At 70.0% G+C, this 26,102-nt stretch carries 19 protein-coding genes; 9 read left to right on the top strand and 10 right to left on the bottom strand.

Going from position 1 to position 26,102, the window contains the following annotated elements; all coding sequences use genetic code 11:
- Nucleotides 1-172: 172 nt before the first annotated feature.
- Nucleotides 173-1,180: a stage II sporulation protein M gene (locus VF106_RS35945; RefSeq protein ID WP_330844406.1), complete on the bottom strand. Its 1,008-nt coding sequence runs from the start codon at nucleotides 1,178-1,180 to the stop codon at nucleotides 173-175.
- A gap of 107 nt (nucleotides 1,181-1,287) precedes the next feature.
- Complete coding sequence (locus VF106_RS35940) at nucleotides 1,288-2,925, bottom strand: cellulase family glycosylhydrolase (protein ID WP_330844405.1); 1,638 nt, start codon at nucleotides 2,923-2,925, stop codon at nucleotides 1,288-1,290.
- Between the two features lie 263 nt (nucleotides 2,926-3,188).
- Here VF106_RS35940 and VF106_RS35935 point away from each other — a divergent pair, with 263 nt between their 5' ends.
- Complete coding sequence (locus tag VF106_RS35935) at nucleotides 3,189-4,295, top strand: glycoside hydrolase family 12 protein (protein WP_330844404.1); 1,107 nt, start codon at nucleotides 3,189-3,191, stop codon at nucleotides 4,293-4,295.
- 10 nt (nucleotides 4,296-4,305) lie between these two features.
- Entirely contained in the window at nucleotides 4,306-5,367 is a 1,062-nt protein-coding gene (locus VF106_RS35930; protein WP_330844403.1) for a PQQ-dependent sugar dehydrogenase, read from the top strand.
- Between the two features lie 32 nt (nucleotides 5,368-5,399).
- Here the strand turns inward: VF106_RS35930 and VF106_RS35925 are convergent, their stop codons facing one another.
- Nucleotides 5,400-6,911, bottom strand: a complete 1,512-nt coding sequence (locus tag VF106_RS35925; RefSeq protein ID WP_330844402.1) for a serine/threonine-protein kinase — start codon at nucleotides 6,909-6,911, stop codon at nucleotides 5,400-5,402.
- Between the two features lie 313 nt (nucleotides 6,912-7,224).
- On the opposite strand from VF106_RS35925, the gene VF106_RS35920 reads away from it, so the two are divergent.
- A complete protein-coding gene (locus VF106_RS35920) occupies nucleotides 7,225-9,909 on the top strand; it encodes an exo-rhamnogalacturonan lyase family protein (protein WP_330844401.1) in 2,685 nt (894 codons plus the stop codon).
- Nucleotides 9,910-10,209: 300 nt separating this feature from the next.
- Here the strand turns inward: VF106_RS35920 and VF106_RS35915 are convergent, their stop codons facing one another.
- From VF106_RS35915 to VF106_RS35905, 3 genes are all read right to left on the bottom strand, one after another.
- The gene (locus VF106_RS35915) at nucleotides 10,210-13,053 is read right to left on the bottom strand and encodes an aminotransferase class I/II-fold pyridoxal phosphate-dependent enzyme (RefSeq protein ID WP_330844400.1); all 2,844 of its coding nucleotides are present in this window, start codon (nucleotides 13,051-13,053) and stop codon (nucleotides 10,210-10,212) included.
- 282 nt (nucleotides 13,054-13,335) lie between these two features.
- On the bottom strand, nucleotides 13,336-15,630 hold the full coding sequence (locus VF106_RS35910) for an ATP-binding protein (protein ID WP_330844399.1): 2,295 nt from the start codon (nucleotides 15,628-15,630) through the stop codon (nucleotides 13,336-13,338).
- Nucleotides 15,631-15,710: 80 nt separating this feature from the next.
- A complete protein-coding gene (locus VF106_RS35905) occupies nucleotides 15,711-17,603 on the bottom strand; it encodes a pectinesterase family protein (protein WP_330844398.1) in 1,893 nt (630 codons plus the stop codon).
- A gap of 348 nt (nucleotides 17,604-17,951) precedes the next feature.
- Here VF106_RS35905 and VF106_RS35900 point away from each other — a divergent pair, with 348 nt between their 5' ends.
- From VF106_RS35900 to VF106_RS35890, 3 genes are read left to right on the top strand one after another with little or no spacing between them, the layout of a single operon-like run.
- Nucleotides 17,952-19,514 carry a BamB-related PQQ repeat family beta-propellar protein gene (locus VF106_RS35900; protein ID WP_330844397.1) on the top strand — a complete coding sequence of 521 codons (1,563 nt, stop codon included), beginning with the start codon at nucleotides 17,952-17,954 and terminating at the stop codon, nucleotides 19,512-19,514.
- A 49-nt stretch (nucleotides 19,515-19,563) separates the two neighbouring features.
- Entirely contained in the window at nucleotides 19,564-19,812 is a 249-nt protein-coding gene (locus VF106_RS35895) for a hypothetical protein (RefSeq protein WP_330844396.1), read from the top strand.
- A 38-nt stretch (nucleotides 19,813-19,850) separates the two neighbouring features.
- Nucleotides 19,851-20,621 (top strand): alpha/beta fold hydrolase, encoded by a 771-nt coding sequence (locus tag VF106_RS35890; RefSeq protein ID WP_330844395.1) that lies wholly within the window; start codon nucleotides 19,851-19,853, stop codon nucleotides 20,619-20,621.
- A gap of 475 nt (nucleotides 20,622-21,096) precedes the next feature.
- Here VF106_RS35890 and VF106_RS35885 read toward each other — a convergent pair whose 3' ends face one another.
- From VF106_RS35885 to VF106_RS35875, 3 genes are read right to left on the bottom strand one after another with little or no spacing between them, the layout of a single operon-like run.
- Nucleotides 21,097-22,230 carry a hypothetical protein gene (locus tag VF106_RS35885; protein ID WP_330844394.1) on the bottom strand — a complete coding sequence of 378 codons (1,134 nt, stop codon included), beginning with the start codon at nucleotides 22,228-22,230 and terminating at the stop codon, nucleotides 21,097-21,099.
- Nucleotides 22,231-22,240: 10 nt separating this feature from the next.
- Nucleotides 22,241-22,576: a hypothetical protein gene (locus VF106_RS35880; protein WP_330844393.1), complete on the bottom strand. Its 336-nt coding sequence runs from the start codon at nucleotides 22,574-22,576 to the stop codon at nucleotides 22,241-22,243.
- Nucleotides 22,577-22,594: 18 nt separating this feature from the next.
- Nucleotides 22,595-23,065 carry a YbaB/EbfC family nucleoid-associated protein gene (locus VF106_RS35875; protein WP_330844392.1) on the bottom strand — a complete coding sequence of 157 codons (471 nt, stop codon included), beginning with the start codon at nucleotides 23,063-23,065 and terminating at the stop codon, nucleotides 22,595-22,597.
- Nucleotides 23,066-23,167: 102 nt separating this feature from the next.
- Between VF106_RS35875 and VF106_RS35870 the strand changes: the two genes are divergently transcribed.
- From VF106_RS35870 to VF106_RS35860, 3 genes are all read left to right on the top strand, one after another.
- The gene (locus VF106_RS35870; protein ID WP_330844391.1) at nucleotides 23,168-23,707 is read left to right on the top strand and encodes a hypothetical protein; all 540 of its coding nucleotides are present in this window, start codon (nucleotides 23,168-23,170) and stop codon (nucleotides 23,705-23,707) included.
- A 78-nt stretch (nucleotides 23,708-23,785) separates the two neighbouring features.
- The gene (locus tag VF106_RS35865) at nucleotides 23,786-24,220 is read left to right on the top strand and encodes a MarR family winged helix-turn-helix transcriptional regulator (RefSeq protein WP_330844390.1); all 435 of its coding nucleotides are present in this window, start codon (nucleotides 23,786-23,788) and stop codon (nucleotides 24,218-24,220) included.
- Between the two features lie 17 nt (nucleotides 24,221-24,237).
- Nucleotides 24,238-24,816, top strand: coding sequence for an isochorismatase family protein (locus VF106_RS35860; protein WP_330844389.1), 579 nt, complete (start codon nucleotides 24,238-24,240; stop codon nucleotides 24,814-24,816).
- Here the strand turns inward: VF106_RS35860 and VF106_RS35855 are convergent.
- Complete coding sequence (locus VF106_RS35855; protein ID WP_330844388.1) at nucleotides 24,813-26,084, bottom strand: DUF1479 domain-containing protein; 1,272 nt, start codon at nucleotides 26,082-26,084, stop codon at nucleotides 24,813-24,815. The genes VF106_RS35860 and VF106_RS35855 overlap by 4 nt on opposite strands.
- Between the last annotated feature and the right edge of the window lie 18 nt (nucleotides 26,085-26,102).

Here is a 26,102-nt window from a genome sequence, read left to right as displayed (position 1 = left end):
GCACAACCCGCCTCGCGGGCAGTCAGGCACAACCCGCCTCGCGGGCAGTCAGGCACAACCCGCCTCGCGGGCAGTCAGGCACAACCCGCCTCGCGGGCAGTCAGGCACAACCCGCCTCGCGGGCGGCGCTGCGCGCCTGTGCCCGCGAAGCACAGCATGAACCGCCGGGGAGTTAAGCGACCGACGGGAGGGTGTCACCCGCGTACGCGGCATCCACGTCGCCGGTTTCGCCGGCCTGTGCCGCGCGGCGGCCGAGGATGAACACGTAGGCCAGGAACGCGAGTTCAGCCAGCACCCCGATCCCGATCCGGGCCGCGGTCGGCAGGCCCGACGGGGTCACGTATGCCTCGATGACGCCGGACACCAGCAGCACGCATACGAGCCCGAGCGCGATGGCGACCACGGTTCGGCCGTGGGCGGCCAGTGCCTCCGCGCGGGTTCTGCCTCCGGGATCGACCACGACCCAGCCCAGGCGCAAACCCGTGCCGGCGGCCACGAAGACGGCGGTCAGCTCGAGCAGGCCGTGCGGGGTGATGAGTCCGAAGAAGACCTCGCCGCGGCCCGCGGCGATCATCAGGCCGGCCGACACGCCGAGGTTGGCCGCGTTGGCCGCCAGGATCAGCACGACCGGCACCCCGAGCAGCACGCCCAGCACGAGCGCGCCCGCGGCGAGCCAGGCGTTGTTGGTCCACACCTGAGCGGCGAACGACGCCGCCGGTCCGGACGAGTAGTACGTCTCGAAGTCGCCACCCGGTCGGGTCATGGCGCGGATCTCCTCCGGCGCCGCGATCGTCGCCTGTACCTCCGGGGTGGCGGCGACCCACGCCGCGAGCACACCGCTGAACAGCAGGAAGACCACCGCGGTGAGCCCCCACCAGCGGCGGCTGTGGTACATCGCGGCGGGCAGCCGCCGGGCGAAAAACGTCCCGATCTCGCGCCACGTCGGGCTGGGCGCCCCGGTCACCGCCGCCCGCGCCCTGGCCACCAGCGACGACAAACGCCCGACGAGCACCGGGTCCGGCGCCGTGGCCTGGACGATCGACAGGTGCGTCGCGGCTCGTTGGTACAGCGTGACGAGCTCGTCCGCCTCCGGTCCGCGCAGCCGCGCGCCCTGCCGGAGCAACTCGGTCAACCGGTCCCACTCGGCCTGGTGGGAGGCAACGAAAACGTCCACGTCCATCGCGGCCCAGCCTATCGCCGCCCGCAGGCGTTCCGGCGCGGATCACGAAATGGCGTTCACCCCGGCCCGAGGTGTCGCAGTGGGCCGGGGTGAACGTTGCCAACTGATCAGGCGGTGGTGCAGGCGACGTCGTTGAGGGTGAACGACGTGACCGGTGCGTTGCTGCCGGAGTAGGTGCCGTTGAAGCCGATGCCGACCGAGGCGTTCGGTGCGATCGTTCGGTTGTAGTCCATGTTCACGGCCGACACTGCCGCGCTGCCGGGCGCCTGGGTCCAGGTCGCGTTCCAGCCCTGGCCGACACGTTGGTCGCCGGGGAAGGTGAACTTGAGCGTCCAGCCGGTGATCGGCGTCGTGCCGGTGTTGGCGATCGTCACGTTGCCGGTGAAACCGCTGCCTCCGCCCCAGTTCTGGGTCTGGTAGGTCACGCGGCACGGGCCGGTGACCGGGCCCGCCTGGGTGGTCACGGGGACCGCGCCGGAGTTGGCCGAGGTGTTGCCCGCCGCGTCCCTGGCGCGCACGGCGAACCGGTAGGTGCTCGACGGTGAGAGCCCGGTCGCGGTGAACGAGGTCGTCGCGCTGTTGCCCACCGGGGTGAACGTGCCGCCGCTCGCTCCTGGCGCGCGGAGGATCTCGTACCCGGTCACGCCGACGTTGTCGGTCGAGGCGCTCCAGCTCAGTGCCGCCGAACTGGAGGTCACGCCGGGCGCGGTCGGGGTGCCCGGGGTGGTCGGCGCCTGCGTGTCGACCGTCCCTCCACCGTAGATCGTCGCTTCCCGCGCGGTCTGCCGGATCCCGTTGGCGCCGTTGAAGATTCGCTGGCCCCACGAGGTGAGCTGCGCCGGGTTGAAGTTCGTCACCATGTCCAGGTACTCGACGCCGCCGCCGTTGCCGCTCCACGACCAGCCGATGTAGCCGAGCCCTCGGGCCTGTGCCTGCGCCATGATCGTGTCCTCGTCCGGGTTGCCGTCCGAGTGGTTGTGCCCGAACTCCCCGACCACCAGCGGCAGGTTGGCGGTGCGGAACGCGTCGAAGTAGGCGTTGATCTCCGCCGCCGTGTCGTACACGCCGTACATGTGGATCGAGAAGACGGTGTTGCGGTCCGGGTCCGCGGCGAAGACCGTCGCGGCGTTGTCACGCATGATGTTCTGCCAGTCCTGGCCCCACATCGGCGCGTCGACCATGATCAGGTGGTTGAACCCGTTGGTGCGCAGGCGGTTGACGGCGTTCGACGTGGCCGTCGCCCACGTCGAGCTCACCTGCTGGTTGTTGCCGAACGGCTCGTTGCCGATGTTGATGACGACGTGGCTTTCCTCGCCGACCAGCTCACTCTTCTGACTGATCCAGTAGGACACCGCCTGGTCCAGGGTCGCCGCGGCGCCCTCCTCACCGAAGCCCGTGGTGTCGTGCGCCTCCAGCACGCAGATCAGCCGGTTCTGCTTGCACAGGTCCACGATCGCGCCGACGTCCGTCGACGGACCCCACCGCTGCCCACTGCCGAGCACCACCCGGACCGTGTTCGCGCCGAGGCTCTTGATGTTCGCGAACGAGGACGTCTGGTTCGTGTACCAGACATGCGGGTGGCTCACGCCACGCATCACGAACGTCGACCCGTTGGCCTCCACGATGCGCGTGCCGTTCACCCGCAGCCCGACCGGGACGGACTGGGCTCCTGGCACATGGACGAGCATCGAGCACAGGACGGCGAGCACGGTCACGACTGCCGCCCGAAGAACAACTCTGTTCATTCGGTTCCTCGATCCTTCGATTCCTGGGAGCGCTCCCAGAATAACCCGATGTCAATGGGCGGGCGCCACTGTCGCACAGCCGCGACCACATCGTGCCCACCGCCGGATTGCGACCAATGTCCCGGTCCGTGCCACCGGAAATTTCGGCTTCGGAGTGTCCGAGGACGGTGTTGCCATGGCCCACGGGTGTGGGTCACTATGGGAACAAGCTCTGGGAGCGCTCCCAATAGTGGCGCTGCCGCCGCACTCAACGAGGAGTCGCGATGAGGCGTCTCGTTCGGGCCGTGATGACCGTGAGCCTGCTGGCAGGCGGGTTGACCGCCGGGATCGCCGCACAGCCGGCCCAAGCGGCCGTGACATGCGAGAAGTTCGCCACCGTCGCCATCCAGGGTGGACGGTACAACGTCCAGAACAACCTGTGGGGCGCGGACACGGCTCAGTGCATCGACACCACGGCGTCCGGCTTCACGGTGACGCAGGCCAACCACAACAAGCCGACCAACGGCGCGCCGGCGGCGTACCCGTCGGTCTACTTCGGTTGCCACTACGGGAACTGCACGGGCGGCAGCGGCCTGCCCCTCCAGGCCAGCACCGGCACGTTCACCGGGCTGCGCAGCAGCGTGTCCATGAGCTACCCGAGTTCGGGCACGTGGAACGCGTCCTACGACCTCTGGTTCGACCCGACCCCGCGCACCGACGGCCAGAACACCGGCGCGGAGATCATGATCTGGCTCAACCACCAGGGCTCGATCCAACCGATCGGGTCGCGGGTCGGCTCGGCCACCCTGGCCGGCGCCACCTGGGACGTCTGGTTCGGCAACGTCGGCTGGAACGTGATCTCCTACGTGCGGACCTCGGCGACCCCCTCGCTCGACTACAGCGTCAACGAGTTCTACAGCGACGCCGTCAACCGCGGCCACGCCCAGCGCAACTGGTACCTCACGAGCATCCAGGCCGGCTTCGAGCCGTGGATCGGCGGCGCCGGACTCGCGGTCAACGCGTTCTCGGTGACCAGCGGAGGCACCCAACCACCGCCGCCTCCCCCACCGACCGGGACCTGCCGCGTCACCTACGCGCCGACCTCGTGGCAGAACGGCTTCACCGCCAACGTCACCGTCGCCAACACCAGTTCCAGCACGGTCAACGGCTGGACGCTGGCGTGGACCTTCGCGGGCAACCAGCAGATCACCAACGGGTGGAACGCCACCATCACGCAGAACGGAAACGCCGTCACCGCACGGAACCTGAGCCACAACGGCGCGATCGCCCCGAGCGGCAACCAGGCCTTCGGCTTCCAGGGCACCTACTCCGGCACCAACAACACCCCGTCGAGCTTCACGCTCAACGGCACCGCGTGCACCATCGGTTGAGGGAGAAGTGATGCGCACTCGAACACTGCTCGTCGCCGTGCTCACCGCGCTGACGACCGGTTCCGCGGCGGGCGTCGCCGCCGAACCGGTCGGTGTGCGGGCGGTGCCGCCGACGCCCACGGTCGCCAGCACGGTGGCGACCGGCCTGGCCTCGCCATGGGGTACGGCGTTCCTCCCGGACGGTTCGGCACTCGTGTCCGAGCGGAGCACCAGGCAGATCAAGCGAATCGCGAACGGCACGGTCACCACGATCGGCACCGTCCCGGGTGTCGTCCCCGGCGGTGAGGGCGGGTTGCACGGCCTGGCCGTCAGTCCGAACTTCGCCACCGACCGGTTGGTGTACGCGTACTTCACCGCGGCGAGCGACAACCGCGTGGCGCGGATGACGTTCAACACCACCCTGGGCCAACCGCAGGTGATCGTCTCCGGCATCCCGAAGGCGTCGATCCACAACGGCGGCCGGCTGGCGTTCGGCCCGGACGGCATGCTCTACATCTCCACCGGCGACGCGGGCCAGTCCGGCAACTCGCAGAACCCGTCCTCGCTCGGCGGCAAGATCCTCCGGGTCACGCCGACGGGCGCGGCCGCGCCGGGCAACCCGACCGCGGGCAACCGGATGTGGAGCATGGGCCACCGCAACGTGCAGGGCCTCGCGTTCGACAACGCCGGCAGGCTGTTCGCGAGCGAGTTCGGCCAGAACACCTGGGACGAGCTGAACCTCATCCAGGCCGGCCGCAACTACGGGTGGCCGACGGTCGAGGGCATCGCCAACAACCCCAACTTCGTCAACCCGCTGGTGCAGTGGCCGACGTCCCAGTCCTCGCCGTCCGGCATCGCCTTCTCCCGCAACACGGTGTGGGTGGCGTCGCTGCGCGGCCAGCGGCTGTGGGCGGTGCCGGTACTGAACGGGGCACTCGACGGCAGCCCGGTGAACTTCTTCAACGGCACCCACGGACGGCTCCGCATGGTCACCACCGCACCGGACGGCTCCCTCTGGCTGATGACCAACAACACGGACGGCCGAGGCACCCCACGCCCAGGCGACGACCGAATCCTGCGCCTGACGTTCTAGTGAGCAGACCGTGAGCCGGGGCTCGGGCTGCGCTAGTTCCTGCCGGGCTGGTTGTTGCCCCTGCCGTTGCCCGGGCTCTCGGACGACACCACCTGGTCGGAGTTGATCAGTGGGGTGCCGTCGTCGGACACGGTGATCTCGTGCTGGAGGGTTTCGCTGACCTTGCCGCGGCCTTCCTGGGTGTACTCGATCTGGACCACGACCGTGCTCCCGTCGACACGGGGCGCGCCGGTGATGCGGAGATCCTTGACACCGGCCCAGTACGCCTCGAACTCGGGCCGGTTCTGTCCCTGCAGGTTCGGGCCGAGCAGTGCCCACGCGCTGTCGACGTCCTCCGGCAGCAGCGTGTAGAAGTCGGTGACGACCCGCTGGAACGCCTCGGCGTCGGGGGCGGGCGGCGGCTCCGACGAGCTGCTGGACTCGGTGGTGGTCGACGTCGTGGTCGGTGGTGTGGTCGAGGGCGGGGCCGTGGGTGAGTCGGCCGACGACGTGGCCGGCGGCGGGCTGAACGCGTTCGGTCTGTTGTCCTCCGGTTGTCTACTTGCGACCAGGAGGGTGAGCAGGCCCACCGCGAGCAGACCGACCGCGGCGAAAGTGAGGCGTCGCCACCGGGCGGCGGGTGTCCTCGGCACGACGGGGTCCATGTCGTCCAGCGTGGGGTCGCTCTCGACGTCCGTGATCGGGACGGGCTGGGTGTCGGAGTCGTCGAACGGGTGGTCGGTGACGACGTCCTCGAGTGTCTCCGCGACCTCGGACATCGTGGGCCGCGCGGCGGGATCGTCGCGGAGCATCTCGGTCAGGACCCCGGTCAGCGGGCCGGCGTGGCGGGGTGGCGGCGCCTTGCCCTCGGCGACGCGTTCGAGCTGGGCGACCGGGTTGCCGGCCCGGCCGAACGGCGGCTCGCCCTCCACCGCCGCGTAGAGCGTGGCGCCCAGGGAGAACACGTCCGACGCCGGCGTCGGCGGCTCACCCCACGCCGCTTCCGGGGACAGGAACGCCGGGGTGCCGGCCACCAGCCCGTCGCCGGTGACGTCGCCGCTGTACTGCGAGAGGCCGAAGTCGGTGATCTTCGCGCCGCCCTCCGGGGTGAGCAGGACGTTCCCCGGTTTGACGTCACGGTGCACGATCCCCGCGGCGTGCGCGGCGGCCAGCGCGGACGCGATCGCGGCACCGATGCGGGCGACACGCGTCGGCGACAGCGTGCCGTACTCCGCGATGGCGGAGTCCAGGCTCTCGGCCGCCAGATACTCCATGACCAGCACGGGGTGACCGATGTCGTCGGACGTGACGTCGAACACGGCCACCGCGTTGGCGTGCTGGAGCCGCGCCGCGATGCGCGCTTCCTTGAACACCCGTTGCCGCGCCCGTGTCGCGTCGTCGTCTGGCAGCCCGGGCGGCAGTCGCAGCTGTTTGAGCGCTACCTCCCTGGCCAGGCGCAGGTCGTCAGCCTGCCACACCACGCCCATCGCGCCGGCGCCCACCGCCGACCGCAACCGGTAACGCCCCGCGACCACCCGACCCGCACCCCACATCGCACCTGCCACCGCCGCATTGTCGTTGACGACCGTCCAGACGCCAACCTTCGTCCGTTGGAAATGAGCGCGGTAGGGCAGCACGAGCTGGGGGGAACAACCGGCGCCCTACCGCGCTCGACCGGGCGGCGGTGAGGGGGGTTCCGCCGCGCGGTTGGCTGGGGCCGTGACACAAGACTGCGCCGACTTCGCGGGCGGTACATCCGGAAACCTACGTAGCCGGTACGGAATTTGGGCGCAAAGGCTCACGGAGCGGAGTGTTGACTGCGCGCTCCGTCACCACTAACGTCCAGAGGAAAGCGCTTTCCAGTGAGGGACACCCACGATGTCCGAGCTGTCCAGGCGAAACCTCTTGATGGGCACCGCTTTCGCGGGCGCCTTCGGCTTACCGCGTCCGAAGGTTATCACCCCACCTGACCACGGTGAGGTGGGGCAGGCACGCTGGCTCGACGGGCGTGCACCGGCGGCCACGCCGGGCGTCACGTGGGGCATGCCGTGGCCGAGGGGCCGGTTCCCCGCCGGCCAGGACTTCACGGTGTCCACGGTGGACGGTGCGCCGGTACCCGCACAGACCTGGGTGACCGGCTACTGGCCGGACGGCTCGGTCAAGTGGACCGCCCACGCGATGGGCCAGCAGGCCGCGACAGCGGCGAGCTACCGGGTGGCTCCCGGCCAGCCGGTAGCGCCGGCCACCCCGGTGACGGTGTCGACGAACCGCGACACGGTCGACGTCGACACGGGCGCGATCCGGGTGCGGTTGGGTCGGCGCGGCACCGCGCTGGTGCGTTCGATCGCACGCGGTGACCGGGAGATCGCCCGTGATGGCGAACTGGTGGGCCTGCGGACCGACAGCGCCGACGACGCTTCGGCCCGGCGTGAGTCCTTCACCAGCGTCATCCGGTCCGTTCGGGTCGAGCAGTCCGGACCGGTGCGGGCGGTCGTGCGTGTCGAGGGCACGCACCGGGTCGGACGGCGGGAGTGGCTGCCGTTCGTGGTGCGCCTGTACTTCTACGCCGGCGGCGACGGCGTGCGAATGATCCACACGTTCGTCTTCGACGGTGACCACGAACGCGACTTCATCGCCGGGCTCGGTGTCCGCTTCCACGTCCCGCTGACCGACGAGCCGTACAACCGGCACGTCCGTCTGGCCGGCGCCGGGGACGGTGTGCTCGCCGAGGCCGTACAAGGAGTCACGGGACTGCGGCGCGATCCGGGCGCCGCGGTCCGAACCGCCCAGATCGCCGGGCAGCGCACGCCGGACATCGGTACCTGGGCCACGACCGTGTCCAACCGGATCCAGTACATCCCGACGTGGGGCGACCACTCGCTGCGGCAGCTGTCCGCGAACGGCTTCCAGATCCGCAAGCGCACGAAGCAGGGGCGCGGCTGGGTCAGCGTGCACGACGGCGGCCGAGCCTCGGGACTCGGTTACATAGGCGGGCCGAGCGGTGGGTTCGCCTTGGGAATGAAGGACTTCTGGCAGCTGCATCCCACACAGGTGGACATCCGCGGCGCCGCAGGAGAGGTGGCCGAGCTGACGCTGTGGCTGTGGTCGCCCGACGCGACGCCGATGGACCTGCGCTCCTACCACGACGGCATGGGCCAGGACACGTTCGCGAAGCAGCTGCAGGGGCTTGAGGTCACCTACGAGGACTACGAGCCCGGCTACGACACACCGCAGGGAATCGCCCGCACCAGCGAACTGATGTTCTGGGCGCTCCCGGGCACGCCGAGCGTGGAGCGGTTCGCCGAGCTGGCGGCCGCGGTCCGCACTCCCCCGCTGCTGATGGCGCCGCCGGCACACCTGCACGCGGCGGGCGTGTTCGGCGACTGGGCGCCGGTGGACCGGTCCACCCCGGCCAGGGCACGGATCGAGGACCGGCTGGACTTCCTGTTCGAGTTCCACCGCGGCCAGGTCGAGCAGCACGGCTGGTACGGCTTCTGGGACTACGGCGACGTGATGCACACCTACGACAACGACCGGCACGTGTGGCGGTACGACGTCGGCGGGTTCGCGTGGGACAACTCCGAGCTGTCCACGGACATCTGGCTGTGGTACCAGTTCCTCCGAAGTGGACGGTCGGACGTGTTCAGGATGGCCGAGGCGATGACGCGGCACACCGGTGAGGTGGACGTCTACCACCTCGGCCGCTTCGCCGGGCTCGGCACGAGGCACGGCGTGCGGCACTGGGGCGACAGCGCGAAGCAGCTGCGGATCAGCACCGCCGCCAACCGCCGGTTCTACTACTTCCTGACCGCCGACGAGCGCGTCGGCGACCTGATGCGCGAACTGATCCACACCGACCGCACGTTCCTGGCGGTCGACCCGATCCGCAAGATCCGCACTGAGCCGTACACGCCGGACCCGCACGCGCTGAGCATCGGCTTCGGCACCGACTGGGGCGCGCTGGCGGCGGCGTGGCTCACCGAGTGGGAACGCGGCGGCGACCCGCTCGCCCGGCAGCGGCTCGAGTCCACGATGCGCACGATCGGCGCGCAGACCAACGGTTTCGTGCAGGGCAGCGCGCTGTACGACCTGGACACCGGCGAGTTCGCGGTGGCGGCCCCGCCCGCGGTCAGCGTCTCGCACCTGTCGGCGGTGTTCGGCCTGGTCGAGATGTGCAGCGAACTGGTGGACCTGCTGGACGTGCCCGAGTTCAGACGCGAGTGGCTGCGGTACTGCCGCTTCTACAACGCGACCGCCGCCGAACAGACCGCCGAGTTCGGCGCATCGTTCGGCAACCTGAACCTGCGACAGGCACACGCCCGGCTCACCGCGTACGCCGCGGCCAGAACCGCCGACGCCGCACTGGCCGCCCGCGCGTGGCAGGAGTTCCACGCGGGCGCCGCCGGCTACGGGCCGAACGTCTCCTGGCAGACCACGCGGGTCGAGCCACCAACGGTGCTGACACCGAGGGACGAGACGGACTTCGTCTCCACCAACGCCTCCGCCCAGTACGGCCTGGCCGCGATCCAGTGCCTGGCACTGGTCGGCGACCACCTCACCTGACGGTGCTCACCTCGCGGCATGAGTGTCCCATTCGATCGAACTCGCGTGAGAAAGTTGTCCACAGGCCTTGCTGACCAGGGGTTTTGTCTCTGTGGGTTGGTACGATGGCCTCGGGGTGGCCCCCCGGGTATGGGTGGGGGATGCCTGCGCAACCATCTGTGTTGGCGTTGATCATGAATCGCTTGTCCGCGGCCCGTCGGCGTCGGTGTCCCATGGGTGCCCTTTGGGACGCTGAGCGTCCCGAGGTGCCCTTCAGGGCATACGGCCGGACCGCGCCAGGCCGAACGACGGGCGGCGATGTCACCGGAAGCCCAGTTCGCGGCCGGCCTCGGCGAACACCTCCAGCGCGCGGTCGAGGTGGTGCTTCTCGTGGGCCGCGGTGACAGTTGTGCGGATCAGGGCGTGGTTGGCCGGTACGGCGGGCGGGAGTACGCAGTCGGCGTGGACACCGCTGTCGAGTAGCCGCCTGGCGAACTGTCGGCAGACGAGTTCGTCGCCGATGTTCACCGGGACGACCGTGGTGCCCGCGGTGCCGGTGTCGAAGCCCAGAGCGGACAGGCCGGCGCGCCAGTACGCGGTCAGTTCCCGCAGCTTCGCGACCCGGTCGGGCTCGGCGGCGAGGATCTCCAGCGCGGCCGCGGCGGCGGCCACAGCGGGCGGTGCGATGGCCGAGGAGAACCGGCCGTGGAAGCGCACGTAGTCCACCAGGTCCGCCGGGCCGGCCAGCCAGCCGCCCACCGACGCGAGGCTCTCCGACAGGGTGCCGGTGAGCACGTCGGCGCAGCCGAGCACGCCCAGCTCCTCCTCGACGCCCCGGCCCGTCGGGCCCGCGGTGCCGAGCCCGTGCGCGTCGTCGACCGCGAGCGGGACGCCGTGCCGGTCGCAGATCTCCCGGAGCTCGCGGAGCGGCGCGAGGTCGCCGGACATCGAGTACACGCCGTCGACCATGACCATCGCCGGCGCGCCCGCCGTGGCCAGCTTCTGGTCCAGGTCGGCGACGTCGTTGTGCCGGAACTGGACGAACCGGCCGCCGCCGACGGCGACCCCGTCGTACACGCAGGCGTGGCACTCCTCGTCGGCGACGAGCACCGTGCCCGGCCGCAGGAACGCCGACAGCAGACCGATGTTCACCTCGTAGCCCGTCGCGAACAGCAACGCGTCCTGACGTCCGACGAACCGGGCGAGCGCACGCTCCAGGTCGCGCTGTGCCGGTGTCGAACTGTTCAACCGCGAGACGCCCTGCGCGAGCGCGGCGGCCGCGGTCGCCTCGCGTACTCGCGGGTCGGCGGTCAGCCCGAGATAGTCGTTGGCGCCCAACATGATCAGCTCACGGCCGGCGTGCTCGACGGGGTGGAACGGCATCAGGTCGGCGTCGGTGACCTGGCGGGTCCGGTCGAACTCGCGTGCCTTCGCGAAGACATCGCCGTGCCGGGTGGCGGCGGGCGCGGGCAGCAGCTCGGCCAGGTGCGCCAGCTCGGCCAGCACTTCGTCGCGTGGCGTGCTGAGGTCGACGAGGCAGGCCAGCTCGTCGACGCCGGCGGCGGCCAGCCGCTCGACCCGGGCGGCCACGTGTGTGGCCATGCCCGAGGACGCGCGGAGGTCCAGCAGGACGGTGAAGTGCCCGGGATCGTGACCGTGCGCGGCTCGGGCGTTGCGGTACGCGGCGATCTTGGTGCCGAGCTTGGCGGTGTCCTGGAACGACAACGGCGTGAGGACGTGTGCGCCGGCGGCGCCGGCCTGGGCGAACCGGTCGGTGCCACCCACGCACAGCAGCCACGGCCCGCCCCGCCACATCCGGCGGACCTTGCGGGCGCCGGCCAGCAGCTCGTGCTGGTACTCGGCGGCGAAGGCGAGGTCGACGCGGCCGTGCGAGAGGTTGTCGACGACGGTCCACTCCTGTGCGGTGGACACCGCGTCGCGGTCGGGCACGACGACGCTGCCGGGGCGGATCCGCAGCCGGCTGGTGGTCGTCGCGAGTGCCGCGCCGAGGACCGCCGGGGTGGGGAACGGGCCGCCGAACCGGGGGAAGTTCCGTTCCGGCACCCAGATCGCATGGAACCCGCGCTCGTCGGCGAACCTGGCGCACTCCAGGAACAGCGCGTGCTTGCCGGTGTCCTCCGGGTCGCTGGCGAAGCAGAAGAGGCTGAGCCGGACGTTCGTCGCGGGTGCCGGCTCGGCGGTCGTCAGCTCCTTGTGGGCCGCGCTGACGAGGAGCGTCGACTCCGCCAACCCGTGGCAGGGCAGGAAGCTCTCCGGCCGGAACCCGGCCGGCGCGAAGTGCCGCGCGAACCGGTCGAGCACGGCCGGGTTGACCGGTTCCGCGCCGACGAGGGCCACGTCCCACCGGCTCAGGTCGAGGTCCTCGACGTCGGCCGGTGCGACCTTCCGGACGGCGTGCTCGTAGCAGAGGTTGGGCCCGCCGCTGACCGCCCGGCCGCTCTCGGCGACCGTCCGCAGCCAGGCGAGCGGGTCGCGGAGGAACGCGGTGGGTGACATCAGGGTGACCGGGCAACCCGTGTGGACCGGGGCCAGCAACGCACCGACGAGGCCCATGCCGTGGTGGGGCGGCAACCAGGACACGACGTGGTGGTCGGGCTCGGCGCCGAACGCGTGCGCGATCGCATCGAGGTTGTGCATCAGGTTCGCGTGGCTGACCGCGACTCCGCGCGGTGACCGGGTGGTTCCGGAGGTGTACTGGAGGAACGCGATGTCGTCGCCGCCCGGCCGGACCGGCTCCGCGATCGGCTCGCCCGGCGCGTCGCTGACCAGCCGGGTGAGCGTGCCGTGCTCAAGGCAGTAGGCCTCCGGCGCCAGTACTGCGGTGGCGTCACAGTCGGCGGCGAGTGCCGTGAACGCGGCTGTGCCCGCCGCGCTGGAGGTGTACGCGGCGGGCACGGGTATGCGGGCGGCGAGGAGGCAACCGAAGAACGCGGTCACGAACGGCGGTCCGAAGACCGACGGGACCAGCACGCGGTCGCCGGGGGCGGTGGCCGACGCGACGGTGAAGGCGATCGTGGCGGCCCGCCGGTACAGCTCGCCGTAGTCGAGCGTCTCCCCGGTCAGGTAGGTGTAGGCGGGCCGGTCCGGCGTCTGCTCGGCTCTGGCCACCAACACGTCGACGAGCGTCGTGCCACGATCCCCCATGTCGCGTCCCCCTTGCGTCCCAGGGGGACTACGGGATCATGCCGCGTCGGGTCGCGTCAACTGGCGATTCGCCCAGGATGGTTCGCCGCACTGTGGACGCCAGGTGCCGAGGTGTGTCCACTGCCGACCCCATGAGTAGTACATGAGGATCGTGGGGCGGTGGCACCGTGGACACGGCTGTGGGGTCGAGTTGATTCTCACCTCGTCCTCCTCCAACTCTGGAAGTACTACGAGGCTGCCGCGCCCGACCGCACGGGCGAACCGGGGAAGATACGTAAACCGCTACGTAGATCCGCGCCCGGCCAGCCACGAGGCGACCTGGGTACGGGACGTGAAACCGAGCTTGACCAGGATGTTCTCGACATGGGTCTCGACGGTGCGCCGGCCGATGACCAGCGTCGCGGCGATGTCCTTGTTGCTCATCCCCTGTGCGACCAGTTCGGCGATCTCCTGCTCACGGCGAGTCAGCCCGCTGGACTCGGCGGCGCGGGCGTGCCGGGTGGTCGCCTTGACCGGCTTCTCCTCCAGGACGTACTGGATCACCTCGTCGAGCCCGTGGTCGGCCCCGATGGCGAAGGCGGTGTCGAAGGCCTCGGCGCCCAGTGCCTCCCGGGCCCGCCCGGCGCACTGCTCGTCGAAGCCCTGGTACGGGCTCATCTCGCCGACGCGGGCGCCGGACAGCCGCCAGACGGCGTTCGCGCAGCCGAGCAGCCGGGCCACCCGCTCGTGCTCGCCGGCGGACGAGTGGCACCACGCCAACGCCTCGACGAGGAACGCGAGCAGGGTGCGGTCGGTCAGTCGCAGAGCGACGGCCTCGCGCAGGAGTTCCGCGCCAGAGCGGTGCTGGCCCGCAAGCCAGCGGTGGACCGCGACCGCCCACAGCGCGTAGCCCCGCGACCACCGGGCCTGGTGCCGTTCGGTGAGCGCGAGGGCCTCGGCGGCGGCCTCCTCGCCGCGCGGGTCCTGGAGGAAGAACCGTACGGCGGCGAGCAGGATCAGTGTGTCGAACACCAGAAGCGGGTTGCCGGCCACGCGGTACCCGACCAGTGCCCGCTCCAGCGACTCGGCGCCGCCGGGCAGGTCACCGGCGAAGAACGTCGCCATCCCCGTGCACTCCGCGTGCGCGGCGCGGAGCTGGTCGTCGTCGAGCTCCTCGGCCAGTTCCGCCAGCTCGGCCAGCATGTCCCGCGCGGTGTCGCCGGCGCCGGTCTGGATCGCCAGGAACGACGCCGCGTACAGGGCACGGGCCCGCACCATGGTGCGCTCGCGGAAGAGCTCGAGCCCTCGGCAGAGGTACTGGTAACCCTCGAGCACGAAACCGGCGCCGTACCAGAAGTTCCACAGTGACGCCGCGATGTCCAGCGCGTGGCCGGCCTGGTCCGGTGTGGACAGACAGTGGTCGAGCACGGACCGTAGGCTCGGGTGCTCGCGCCGCAGCCGCACCAACCAGTCCAGCTGCCCTGGCCCGAACCCCTCCTGCCGGTACCGCCGCGCCAGGTTCGCGTAGTAGTCCGTCTGCCGGTCCAGTACGCCCTGCTCCCCGTCCCGCTCGACGAGCTTGCCGGTGGCGTACTCGCGGACGGTCTCCAGCATCTGGTACCAGGCCTGCCGGCCGAACGTGCCGTCCTTTCTGGACAGGACCGATTTGTCGACCAACCCGCTGAGGACGTCGAGCACGCTCGTGTCACGCACCTCGCCGACGTACTCGGCGGCGTCGAGGTCGAACCCGCCCGGGAACACCGACAGCTGCGCCCACAGCCGCTGCTCGTCCGACGAGCACAGGTCGTAACTCCAGTCGATCGTGGCCTCGATGGTCCGCTGTCGGGGCGACGCGGTCCTCGGGCCGGCGGTGAGCAGGCCGAAGCGGTCGACGAGCCGGGCGTCGAGCTGGTCGACCGACAGGACCCGCAGGCGGACCGCGGCGAGCTCCAGGGCGAGTGGGATGCCTTCGAGTCGCCGGCAGACCCTGGACACCGCCGCGCGGTTGGCGGCGGTGAGCTCGAAGCCGGGCAGCACCGCGGCGGCTCGCTCGACGAAGAGCGTCACCGCGTCGAACCGCGTCGCGTCGCCGTCGATGTCGGTCGGCACGGTGAGCGGGTCGAGGTGGAGAATGTGCTCGCCCTCCGTGTGCAGTGCGTGCCGGCTCGTGGCGAGCACCCGAAGACCACCGGCGGCGGCGAGGAGCTTCTGCACGAACATCGCGCACTCGTCGGTCAGGTGCTCGCAGTTGTCGAGCACCAGCAGCAGTTGCCTGTCCTCCAGGTACTCGGCGAGCGCGGCGGTCTGGTCGGCCGTGCTCCGCAGGCCGAACACGGTCGCCACGGTGTTCGCCAGCAGGTGCGGGTCACGCAGGTGAGCCAGTTCGACCAGCCACACGCCGTCGGGGCAGCCCCTGCGTATCTCGTCGGCGATCCGCAACGCGAGCCGGGTCTTGCCGACCCCGCCAGGGCCGGTCACCGTCAGCAAGCGGGCCGCCGCGAGGAGTCGCTTCGCCTCGCTCAGCTCACGCCGCCTGCCGACAAAGCTGGTCAGCTCTGCCGGCAGGTTACCGACACTGCGGCGCGGCCCGGCGCGCATGGGACCGAGTGTATGTCCGAATCGCCGTTATGCGACCCGGTCGTAGCCGAGCGGTCCTGTCCACTCCGTACGGTTACCTGTCAACCGCCGATGTCGGCCTGCGGACCCGCGTAGGTGCGCAGCAGGCCCGGCACCGAAGCGGCCGGGTCGAGCGTGTAGGCGTAGAAGGACGACGGGGTGAAGGCCGAACCGCCGGTCTCCTGCTGGCCGCTCGAGTTGACCACGATGCTGCCGGACTGCCGCAGCTGGGCGGCGTCGTCCCGGTAGTACGGGTCCTTCACGTTCTCGAAGTAGCTGTTCTCCAGCACCATCTTCGTCGCGCCGCGGGAGTAGTTGCCGTACGACCGGACGTTCTGGAGGTAGTTGTTGTAGAGGTGGGCGTATGCGACGTTGTCGGTGCTCGGGTTGCGCTGGTTGGTGTCGCGGATCCAGTTGTGGTGGATGGTCATCCGCGCGGTCACGTTGGTCGTCCACCCGATGCCGAACGACTTGTTGTTCTGTGCCAACACGTTCCAGGACACGGTGAGGTAGGACGTGTCCTTGCGACTGTCGATCAGGCCGTCGTTCATCCGCGTGATTGTGTTGTGGTCGATCCACACGTGGTGTGCGCCGTCGAGCTGGATGCCGTCGTAGTCGAAGTCCTTGTCGTCCGGGTCGTCGGACGCCATCAGGGTGTCGCGGATCGTGAGGTTGCGGATGATCACGTTGTGGACGCCCGTGCCGAGGAAGAAGCCGCCGTTCACGAGATGGCCGCGGGTGCCGACGCCGACGATGGTCTTGTTCGAGGCCACGCGTAGCTCGGTGCCGTACGGGGTCGCGGTGACCGTTCCGCCGACCCTGATCACGTACGGCTCTGCGGCCGTGGCGTACCGGACCAGGTCGGCGTAGGTGGTCACGGTGACGGTCGCTCCGCCCGCCCCGCCGGTCGTGGTCGGCACACCCATTCCGTTCGTCGCGGCGAACCCGTCGGACGTCGCCGGCCACGCCCGCGCGTCGGCCATCTGGACGGCGCCGACCGGGTTCCAGCCGTCGGTGCCGGCGAGGTAGCGCTGGGGCGTGTAGTTCGGGGCCTGCGCGTCGGGGAGCTGCGGACGGTTGGTGCCGGTGCCCGCGCCGGGCCCGGTGTTGCGGTACTCGGTGAAACGCGCGTTCTGCCAGACGTTGCCGGACATGTCGGTCCACGGCTGGCTGGTCTTGATCACCGCGTCCAAAGTAGATTCCCGGTACAGGACCTGGGCGTTCGGACCCCACGGCCGGCCGAGCTGGGTGCTGCCGGCCGTCGCGGCGCCGCGGATCCGCGAGCGGTAGACCAGGAAGCCGTACTGCTTCGTCGGCGCGGTCCGCGCGGCCGTGATCGGCGCGCCGGTGGAGCGCTTCTCGTAGATGTCGCAGTTGTGGAACACGGCGGTGCCGCCGCCGAAGATGAAGTCGACCGTGCCCTCGATGTAGGAGTCCACGATGTAGGCGCGTGCGGCGTCGTTGACCAGGAACGTGTCCTGGTCGCCCAGCAGCCGCACGTTCCGCAGCACCGCGCGGTCGGCGTTGAGGTGCAGCGCCACCGCCTGCTGCCCGCTGGGCACCGAGCTTTCGTTGAGGTCGTTGGAGATGGTCAGGTTCGTGGCCACGAAGTCCCGACCGTGCACGAACGCGGTGGCACTGTTGAAGGTGCCGTGCGTGTAGGCCGAGTTGTTGTACACGATCAGGACCTGCGAGGCAGAGGTGCCGAGGCCCTGCAGTGTGATCATCGGCTTGTTCGCCGGCACGGTCACGACCTCGCGGTAGGTGCCGGGCTTGATGGTGATCGTGGCGCGGCTGGCATTACCGGTGGGCACGGCGTTGATCGCCGCCTGCACGGTGCGGTACTGCCCGCTGCCGTCCGCGGCGACCGTGAGCACGGCGGCCGCCGCCGGTGAGGGCGCCACCAGGACGAAGGCCGCGAGCAACGTCAGCACGACCATGAGGGCACGCGACATCAAGTCCTCCCCATTGAGAGACATGTGATCGCTAACAAGTAGGAGCGCGTGACGGCGAAGCAAGGCAGGGAGGCCGTCACGCAACTGATGTGAACGCTAACAGATCGTGATTGCCGGATCAAGGCCGGCGCTTCGGTATGTTTCGAGGCCGCGCCGAAAATTGGGCGAAAATTCTGCCATGTATCGGTCATGGAGGTAGCGACAAATCGGCGCGAGACCAGGCGGGTCCGGGTTTCGGTGCTGTTTTCGGGCCGAGAATTCACCGAAACCGAGTCGGTTGACTATGTCGTCGACCAGCACGCAGAATCCCAGCGTCATCGTCCGATTGCTCAGTGTGAGGTGGCAGGTATGCGGGCGCACAGGGTCACACTCGCGGCGATCGTCTTCGTCGCGGTGGGCGCGGTGGGCGCGGTGCAGGGCGCGCCCACCGCGGCGCAACCCGGCTCCGCGTGGCCGATGGGTGGGCACGACCACGCGAACACCCGCTGGAACCCGGTCGAGCGGACCCTGTCCCCCGCGACCGTGCCCAACCTGACCGCCAAGTGGACACATGCCACGCGAGGAGATGTCTCGGCCACGCCGGCGGTGGTGGGCGGCGCGGTCTACTTCCCAGACTGGGGCGGCGGTTTCTCCAAAGTGGACGCGGCGACCGGGGAACCGCTCTGGCAACGCTCGGTTCCCGAGTACGTTGGCATCGCCGAGGCGGTGTCCCGCAGCAGCCCCGCCGTGGTCGGCGACACCGTCTACATTGGCACGCAACGCGGTGCCCGACTGTTGGCGATCGACACCGCGACCGGCGACCTGCGATGGTCCACCACGATGGACGACCACCCGTCCGCCATCCTCACCCAGTCGCCGATGGTGTCCGGCGGGATCGTGTTCCAGGGCGTCTCCTCCGACGAGGAGATCGCCGCCATCGACCCCGCCTACGACTGCTGCACCTTCCGGGGCAGTGTGGCGGCGGTCGACGCGGCCACCGGCGAGATCCTCTGGCGGACGTACCTGAACCCCGGCACGGAGGCCGGCTCCGCTGGCCGGTACAGCGGCACCGCGGTGTGGAGCGGCACGCCGGCGATCGACCCGCGAACCCGCACGCTCTACATCACGACCGGCAACAACTACACCGTGCCCGACAGCGTCGAGGAGTGCCAGGAGAGTGGCGGGACGCCGAGCGAGTGCGCGCCGGACAACCACCTGAACTCGATCGTCGCGCTCGACACGCGGACCGGCGCGATCAAGTGGGCTTCCGGGGAGGACACCTTCGACACGTGGAACGGCGGCTGCATCATCGGGCCGCCGCCGAACAACTGCCCGCCGATCGCGGGCCCTGACCACGACTTCGCGGACGGCGCGCATCTGCTGACCGTGCGCGGGCCGGACGGCCGTCCCCGCAAGCTGGTCGGCGCCGGGCAGAAGAGCGGCATCTACTGGATGGTCGACGCCACCACCGGCGAGATCGTGTGGAGCGCGGCCGCGGGTCCCGGCTCCCCCGTCGGCGGGATCCAGTGGGGCACCGCCACCGACGGGGACCGGGTGTACCTGGTGGAGACCAACTTCTTCCGCGCGGAGTACGGGCTGCCCGACGGCCAAGTGATCGACTACAGCTCGTTCGCCGCGCTGGACGCGGCGACCGGCGAGGTGGTCTGGCAGATCCCGGAGCCACACGGCGGTCTGGCCCAGGGCGCGGTCAGCGTGGCGAACGGCGTGCTGTACGCGGGTTCGCTGGCCGGCCACATGTACGCCATCGACGCCGCGACCGGCGAGGTCCGGTGGGAATCGCGTGGCGAGGGTTCGTCGAACGCCGGCCCGGCGATCGTGAACGGCACGGTCTACTGGGGCAACGGCTACCAGCGCGCCGGCATCGGCACCGCGAGCCGCACCTTCTACGCCTTCGACCTTCCGCGGAGTTAGCCCCATCCACCTCGCCAGCGACAACGAAGACATGAGCGAGGTGGTTTCCATGAGCACGAAGAACTTCACTGCCCGGCACCGTTCGATGTTGCGCGCGATAGCCGCCGGCCGAGGGCAGATCGTCGTCGACGGGCACGCGAACCTGACCGTGGACGGACTGTGGTGCGATTTCGCCGCCACCAACGACCTGGTCGACAACGACCTGGTGCGCCCGGCGTGGCCCGCCCCGGCCGGTACCGTCGCGCCGGCCGTGCTCACCCGAGGTGGCGTCGAGACGTTGGCGACCCTGACCGCCTGACTATCCTGTGACCACAGGAGACAGTCGGAAGGCGATCGATGGAGCACGGCAGTATCCACGCCGCGGACGGCACTCGTTTGGCCTATCAACGGCAGGGCACCGGCCAGCCGATGGTGCTCCTGGCGGGACAGGCGAACAACCACACGTGGTGGAACCGTGCCAGGCAAGACTTCCCGAGCACGATCACCATGGACTACCGAGGCACCGGCGCGAGCGACAAACCCGATGTGCCGTACTCCACAAGGCTTTTCGCCACCGACGTGATCGCCGTCCTCGACGCGCTCGGTGTCGGGGAGGCCGACGTCTACGGCACGTCCATGGGCGGTCGCGTGGCACAGTGGGTGGCCGCGCGCAACCCGACCCGCGTGCGACGCCTGGTCCTCGGCTGCACCTCCCCCGGCGGCGAACACGGCGTCGAACGCACGAACGAGGTACGCCGCACGCTGATCGGCCCGCAGGCCCGCGCGGCACTGACCGACCTGATGTACACACCGGAATGGCAGGCCGACAACCCCGGCCCGTACCGCGTGCTGGGCGATCCGAACATGCCACCCCACGCGGTCCGCCAACACCTCCTGGCCAGCAACGAACACGACGCGTGGGACGCACTCCCCGACATCGTGGCCCCAACCCTGATCCTGCACGGCGAGGACGACGCACTCACCCCGGCGGCCAACGCCCCACTACTCGCCGACCGCATCCCGAACGCCAGAACACACATCTTCCCCAAGGCACGCCACGCCTACTTCGACGAGTGCCGCCCACTGGCAAGCACACTGGTGACGGACTTCCTCACCGAGGACCTCTGACAGCGGCTCATCGTCCCGAAGGGCACCCTCGGGACGATGAGCACAGATCCACCGATGGTCTTGGTGGCTCGGGGTGCGCCCAATGGACTCGCTGCTGCGCGGTTTCGGGCGCGAAGCGCCCGAACCGCCTGACGTCACGAGGCGACGGCGAAGGGCCGGCGGCCATGCGAGGAAGGCTCACGTCGCGCTGGCAGCGCACCGGCAGCGCGAATGGCGTGTTCACGCCACGGGCGATGTCTCGAAAGACGCGCTCGTGTCGTTGAACGTCCCGATCGCGTCTTTCAGGACACCGGCCACGTCCCCAACGCGTCCTTCGCGAGACGGCACCTGCGGGTGCGCGCCGAGCGCTGCACGCGAAGCGGGCCTGACCAGGCCCGCACCTCCCCGCAAGGTGCGACTCCCGACAAGATCATCGGTGGATTGAGGCTGAGCGTCTCGAAGGGCACCCGTGGGGCACCGTCCGAGCCCGGCGCCGCTACATGTCGAGGTTTCGGCGGGTCTCCTCCGCGCTCTGGTCGCCGCCGATCTGGCTCTCGTCGAACAGGGGGCCGTCTTCGCGGACTTCTTCTTTGCCTTCGCCCGCGAGGCCTTTCGCGATGCCGATGCCCGCCTTGATGCCAGCGCCGGTGATCAGCGGGCTCAGGCCGGCGTCCAGGCCGAGCGCCGTCGTGACGACGCGGCGGCTCGGGACGAAGGTGGTCCGGTCGACGACCGGACCGAACAGGCCTGCTCGCTTGCCCGGCTCGATCATCTTGCCGACGCGGAACTTCGCCGCCACGACCTCGATCTTTCCGGAGACCTTCACGAGGAACTTCATGAAGTCGTCGAGCAGGCGGCCGAAGACGCCGAGGTGTTTGGTGACCTTGGCGAACACACTGGCGGCCTTGGCGATGGACGCGGTCATGGCCGCCGCGACGGAGCCGCCCAGGGTGATGACCGACGAGGCGAGCGCGGGGAGCCAGATGGTGATCAGCCACGACACCAGCTCGGAGATCAGGGCCTTGATCACCTCCTCGATGACGACCATCACCATCGACCACATCTTCAGCACCTCGGCGACCGAACCCGCGCTCGACCCGACACCGCGGATGCCCGACGAGAAGTCGCCCAGTGCGGCGCGCGCGGCGTCACCGGCGTCGTTCGTCCAGTCCTTCAGCGAGGTGTCGCCGGTCTTCTCGAAGTCCTCCGCCAGTGCGACGAAGCCTTCCGCGATCGAGACGAAGTTGTCCGAGGCGTGGCCGATGGCCGGGCCGTCGCCGCTGACCTGGTGCAGTGCGTCCTGCAGCGGCTGCACCAGTTCCAGCAGCATGTTCAGTCCGTGGCTGACCAGCCAGCCGATCGGGTCCATCGCGAAGAAGGTCACGTCCATGGCGGCGAGGCCGACGAACTTCGCGCCGTCGCCCACCAGTTGGCCCGACGCCGCGGCGAGGTCGCCGAAGTCGTCCGCCGCGGCGGCTTGCTGGGCGTGTTCTGCGACCGACTTGCCGGTCTTCCAGATCGGGCCGACGACCGGGGTCTTCTCGGCCGCACGGTCGAGGTTCGCGGGGAAGCTCTCGTCGTACTGGCTGACGTCCAGGCTGTCCGCGATGCTCGGTTTGGGTTCGGTCACGGAAAACCCCTCACTTCGGGCCGTCGAGCATGGCCTGGTGCCGGCCGAAGTCGATCACCCGGTCGTCCTCGTTGCCCTGGTAGACGGCGACGGTGTCCTTGACCTTCGTGGTGAGGTCGTCGACGCCCTGCTTCATCTCGTCCAGAAGGGAACGCAGCTCGGTGAGCCGGTCGGTGTAGGACTGCTTGGCCCAGGCCCCCATCACGCCCCAGGCCTCGTTGGTCACGTCGGCCTGGTCGATGGCGCGGCCGAACTTGTCCGCCTCGCTCGTGTAGTAACCGAGCTGGTTGGCGTAGCTCGACAGCGCGCCGAGGTCGACCTGCATCCCGCCGGACGGGTTCGTCATCGTGCTGTCCTCCCCGAATCAGCCGTAGATGGAGTCTTCGCTGTAGTCGTCGTCATCCCGCGCCGGGCGCCTGCGCGGCTCGGGCTGGTGTGACGGCGCTTCGTCCACAGTGGTTCCCAGCGCTTGCGCCTGGGCCTGCCGGACCTGGTCGACGGTGCTCGCGCCGAGTGCGCCGCCGACGGTGTCGTCGACGATGCCCGCCTGACGCCGCACCGCCTCGGCGACGGCCTCGCGCAGGGTGGCCATGATCGTCGCGGACAGCGCGGTGGACGGCAGCCGCATGGCGTCCGGGGTGAGCTGGATGTCCTTCACCGCGCCGCCGGCGGCGGCGACCACACGCACGGACCGGTCCGGTGAGGTCGCCACGACCTCGAGCTCCGCCAGTTTCTCCCGCATGTCACCGATGCCGCCGAACTTGCGCTCGGCCTGGGTGATCCTGGACCGGAACTTCTCGAACTCGGCGGCAAGCCGTTCCAACTCGGCGGACACGGGTAACTCCTTGATCATGTGGCGTTGGCGCACAGCATGCCAGGTCGACCACGTCCGGGAGGGCGAAACGTCCCATCTGATCCGCCGCTAACCTCACTGACCGTGGCACAACCGAAACCCGAGTACCAGCAGCTGGTCCGCGCGCTGGCCGAGAGCCAGTGGGGTGAACCTTCGGTCGTCGTCCACATGGGTGACGTCGGCCCGGCCTTCGACGTGCCGGGGCGCCGCAAGGACGGCACGGTCACGGGCACCAAACTCGTCCGGCGGTTCTTCTGGAACCTGTTCCGCGGCACCATCGGCGGCCTGGTCAGCCTGGTGCTGTCGGTCGCGGGTGGCGGCGCGGCGTCGGTCTTCACCCGGAGCGGCAAGGTCACCGGCCCGGCGAACGCCCAGGCGCTCGGGCTCGTCGACGCGGCGAAGGCGGCCCGAGGCGCGTGGCTGGTCGCCTCGCCGTCGCACCTCGCCGTGGTCGACACCGGCCCGGTCTTCTACGACCCCCAGGACAACCCGCCGCCGAGGATCGTCTGGCACGCGGAGAAACCGCACCTGCCCCGGATCGCGCCCGGCGGCCGGCGCATCAGCTGGCCTGACGGCTCGGTGTTCGAGTTCACCTTCTCGGCCAAGGAACTGCGGTCGGAGTGACCGGCCAAGTCAGCTCCCCGGTCGACAAGTACTAAAGCCAGCTTGAACAAGTTGCCTTGAAGATATAGCGTTGCGGCCGTGGATGTCTCCGAATCGGCCGCGCAGGCGGCACGCGAGCTGCGGGTCGTGTTCGGCCGGCTGTACCGGCGGTTCAAGGAGCTCTCGGACAACCAGGAGCTCACCCCGTCCCAGGCGTCGGTGCTCAGCCGGCTCGGCAAGGACGGGGACGCCTCCGCGAGTGACCTCGCCGCGGCAGAACGGGTGCGCCCGCAGGCGGTCGTGCCCACGCTCGCGGTGCTGTCCGAACGCGGGTTGATCGAACGCCGTCCCGACCCCGACGACGGGCGACGACAGCTGATCTCACTGAGCCCGGCCGGCCGCGCGCTGTTCGACGACGCCCGGCGCGCCGGCGACGAGTGGCTCACCCGCGCGATGGACGAGCTCTACACCGAGACCGAGCGGCGGACGCTGATCGAGGCGATGGCGTTGCTGGAACGGCTGACCCAGCCATAGGAAAGGACCTCGCACCCATGCTCACCATCCTCGACGAACGCACCGCCCTGGTCGTCGTCGACCTGCAGAACGGGTTTCTCGCCCGCCCCGCCGCGCCACACACCGCACAGGACGTCATCGCCCGTGCGGCCGAGCTGGCCGAGGCCTTCCGCGCGGCGAGCCTTCCGGTCGTGCTGGTGCGGTACACGGTGGCCGCCGACGGTTCGGACGCCACGCCGGGCCGCACGGACATGTCCCGGCACGCCGGCGCCGCGCCGCCGGAGGGTTGGGACGCCATCGTCGACGACCTCGCCGGACACCCGGGCGACATCGTGGTGACCAAGCGCAACTGGGGGTCGTTCCACGGGACCGACCTGGACCTGCACCTGCGCCGCCGGGGTGTCACCCAGGTCGTGCTGTCCGGTGTGGCCACGAGCCTCGGCGTGGAGTCCACCGCTCGCGCCGCCCACGAACACGGCTACCACGTCACGCTCGCCACGGACGCGATGACCGACCTCGACCCCACCGCCCACGAGCACAGCGTCGGGAAGATCTTCCCGCTGCTTGGCGAAACCGGCACGACCGCGGAGGTCCTCGAACTGGTGAAGAACCGTTAGGCGAAGCCCATGCCGCGCCGGCCGATGTCGTTCAGCTCGGCCTCGGTGAAGCGGCCGACCCAGTCCCGTTCGTAGTGCTCCTCGGGGAAGTCGGCGGGGCTGGAGCCCGTCAGGAACGCCTCCCGCACGTGCCGCGCGTACTGCTCGTTGCGCGGACACCACGGCGCGGCGGGGATGTACATGACGTTTCCCCAGCCCCGCTGGTCGGTGACCGGGGCGACGCTGTGGATCATGTCGCAGTGCCACCAGACCGAGTCGCCGGCACGCACGTCCGGGATGCCCGCCTGCGCCTGCACAAGCAGCGGATGCCACTTCTCGCTCGCCGGGAAGACCTGGTTGACGGTGACGCCGCACATGTCGTCGTCCGGCACGTCACGCAGGAGCGGGCGCAACAGCAGGTAGGCCATGGCCTCCGGGATCGGCACGGTATGCAGGACACCCTGGTCGTGGTCCATGTCGGACAGTGCCGTCCATCCCTGGAAGGTGCGGAACGCCGAGCACATGGTCGAGCCGGGGTACTGGGGACCCGCGGTGCGGTGGGCGGCGTCCCACGGGTCGTACTCCTCGACGTCGCCGGAGAACAGGTGCCGGAAGGCGGCCTGGTACTCCCGCGTCATCCACAGGTCGAGGGTGCCAGGGTCGAGGTGGGTGCCGAGGCCGCCGGAGTTCGCGCCGGGTGGGCGGCGGCGGATCCGGTCCGGGTAGAGCGCGTCCCGGGCCGGGTCGAACCACTGGACACCGTCGGACTCGTGGCGCCACAACGAGTTCAGGAACGACCGCACGCGGGCCATCCGCTCGCTCTGCTGCGCCTGCATCTGCGCGCGTGACCAGTAGACGGGGTAGATCTCCGGTTTCGAGTCCACGCTGCCGAAGAAGTCGTCCCCGGGGCCTCGGTAGATCTCGAAGAAGTGGTTGCGTTCCACGTAGTCGAGGATGTCGGCGTCCCACGCGACGGCCTGCGAGCGGTCGAAGTGGCCACGCACCACGAGGCAGCCCCGGCGCTTGAGCTTGTCCAGCTGCGCGGCCGTCACGGTGCCGTTCTCGATGTCCGAGTACTCGATGACCGGCCAGACGCTCTCGCCGCGCGCGAGGTCGGCGTCGATCTCGGCCACGCGGGCCTCGGCGCGCCGCGTGACCGCCGCGAACACGTCCTCGATCGAACGGCCGGACGCCTCGATGTGGGCGCGGAGCGCGGGTTTGAGCTCGCGGATCGCCGCGGCCAGGTCGGGTGGCGTGGTCTGCCAGTGGGGTACGAGGGTCGCGGTCATGCTTCTCACCTTTTAATC

It is taken from the genome of Actinophytocola sp. (assembly GCF_036378875.1).
In the GTDB taxonomy this organism is placed as follows: domain Bacteria; phylum Actinomycetota; class Actinomycetes; order Mycobacteriales; family Pseudonocardiaceae; genus Actinophytocola.
Note: the sequence above shows the minus strand (reverse complement) of the source record. Positions and strands in the feature narration are given on the sequence as shown.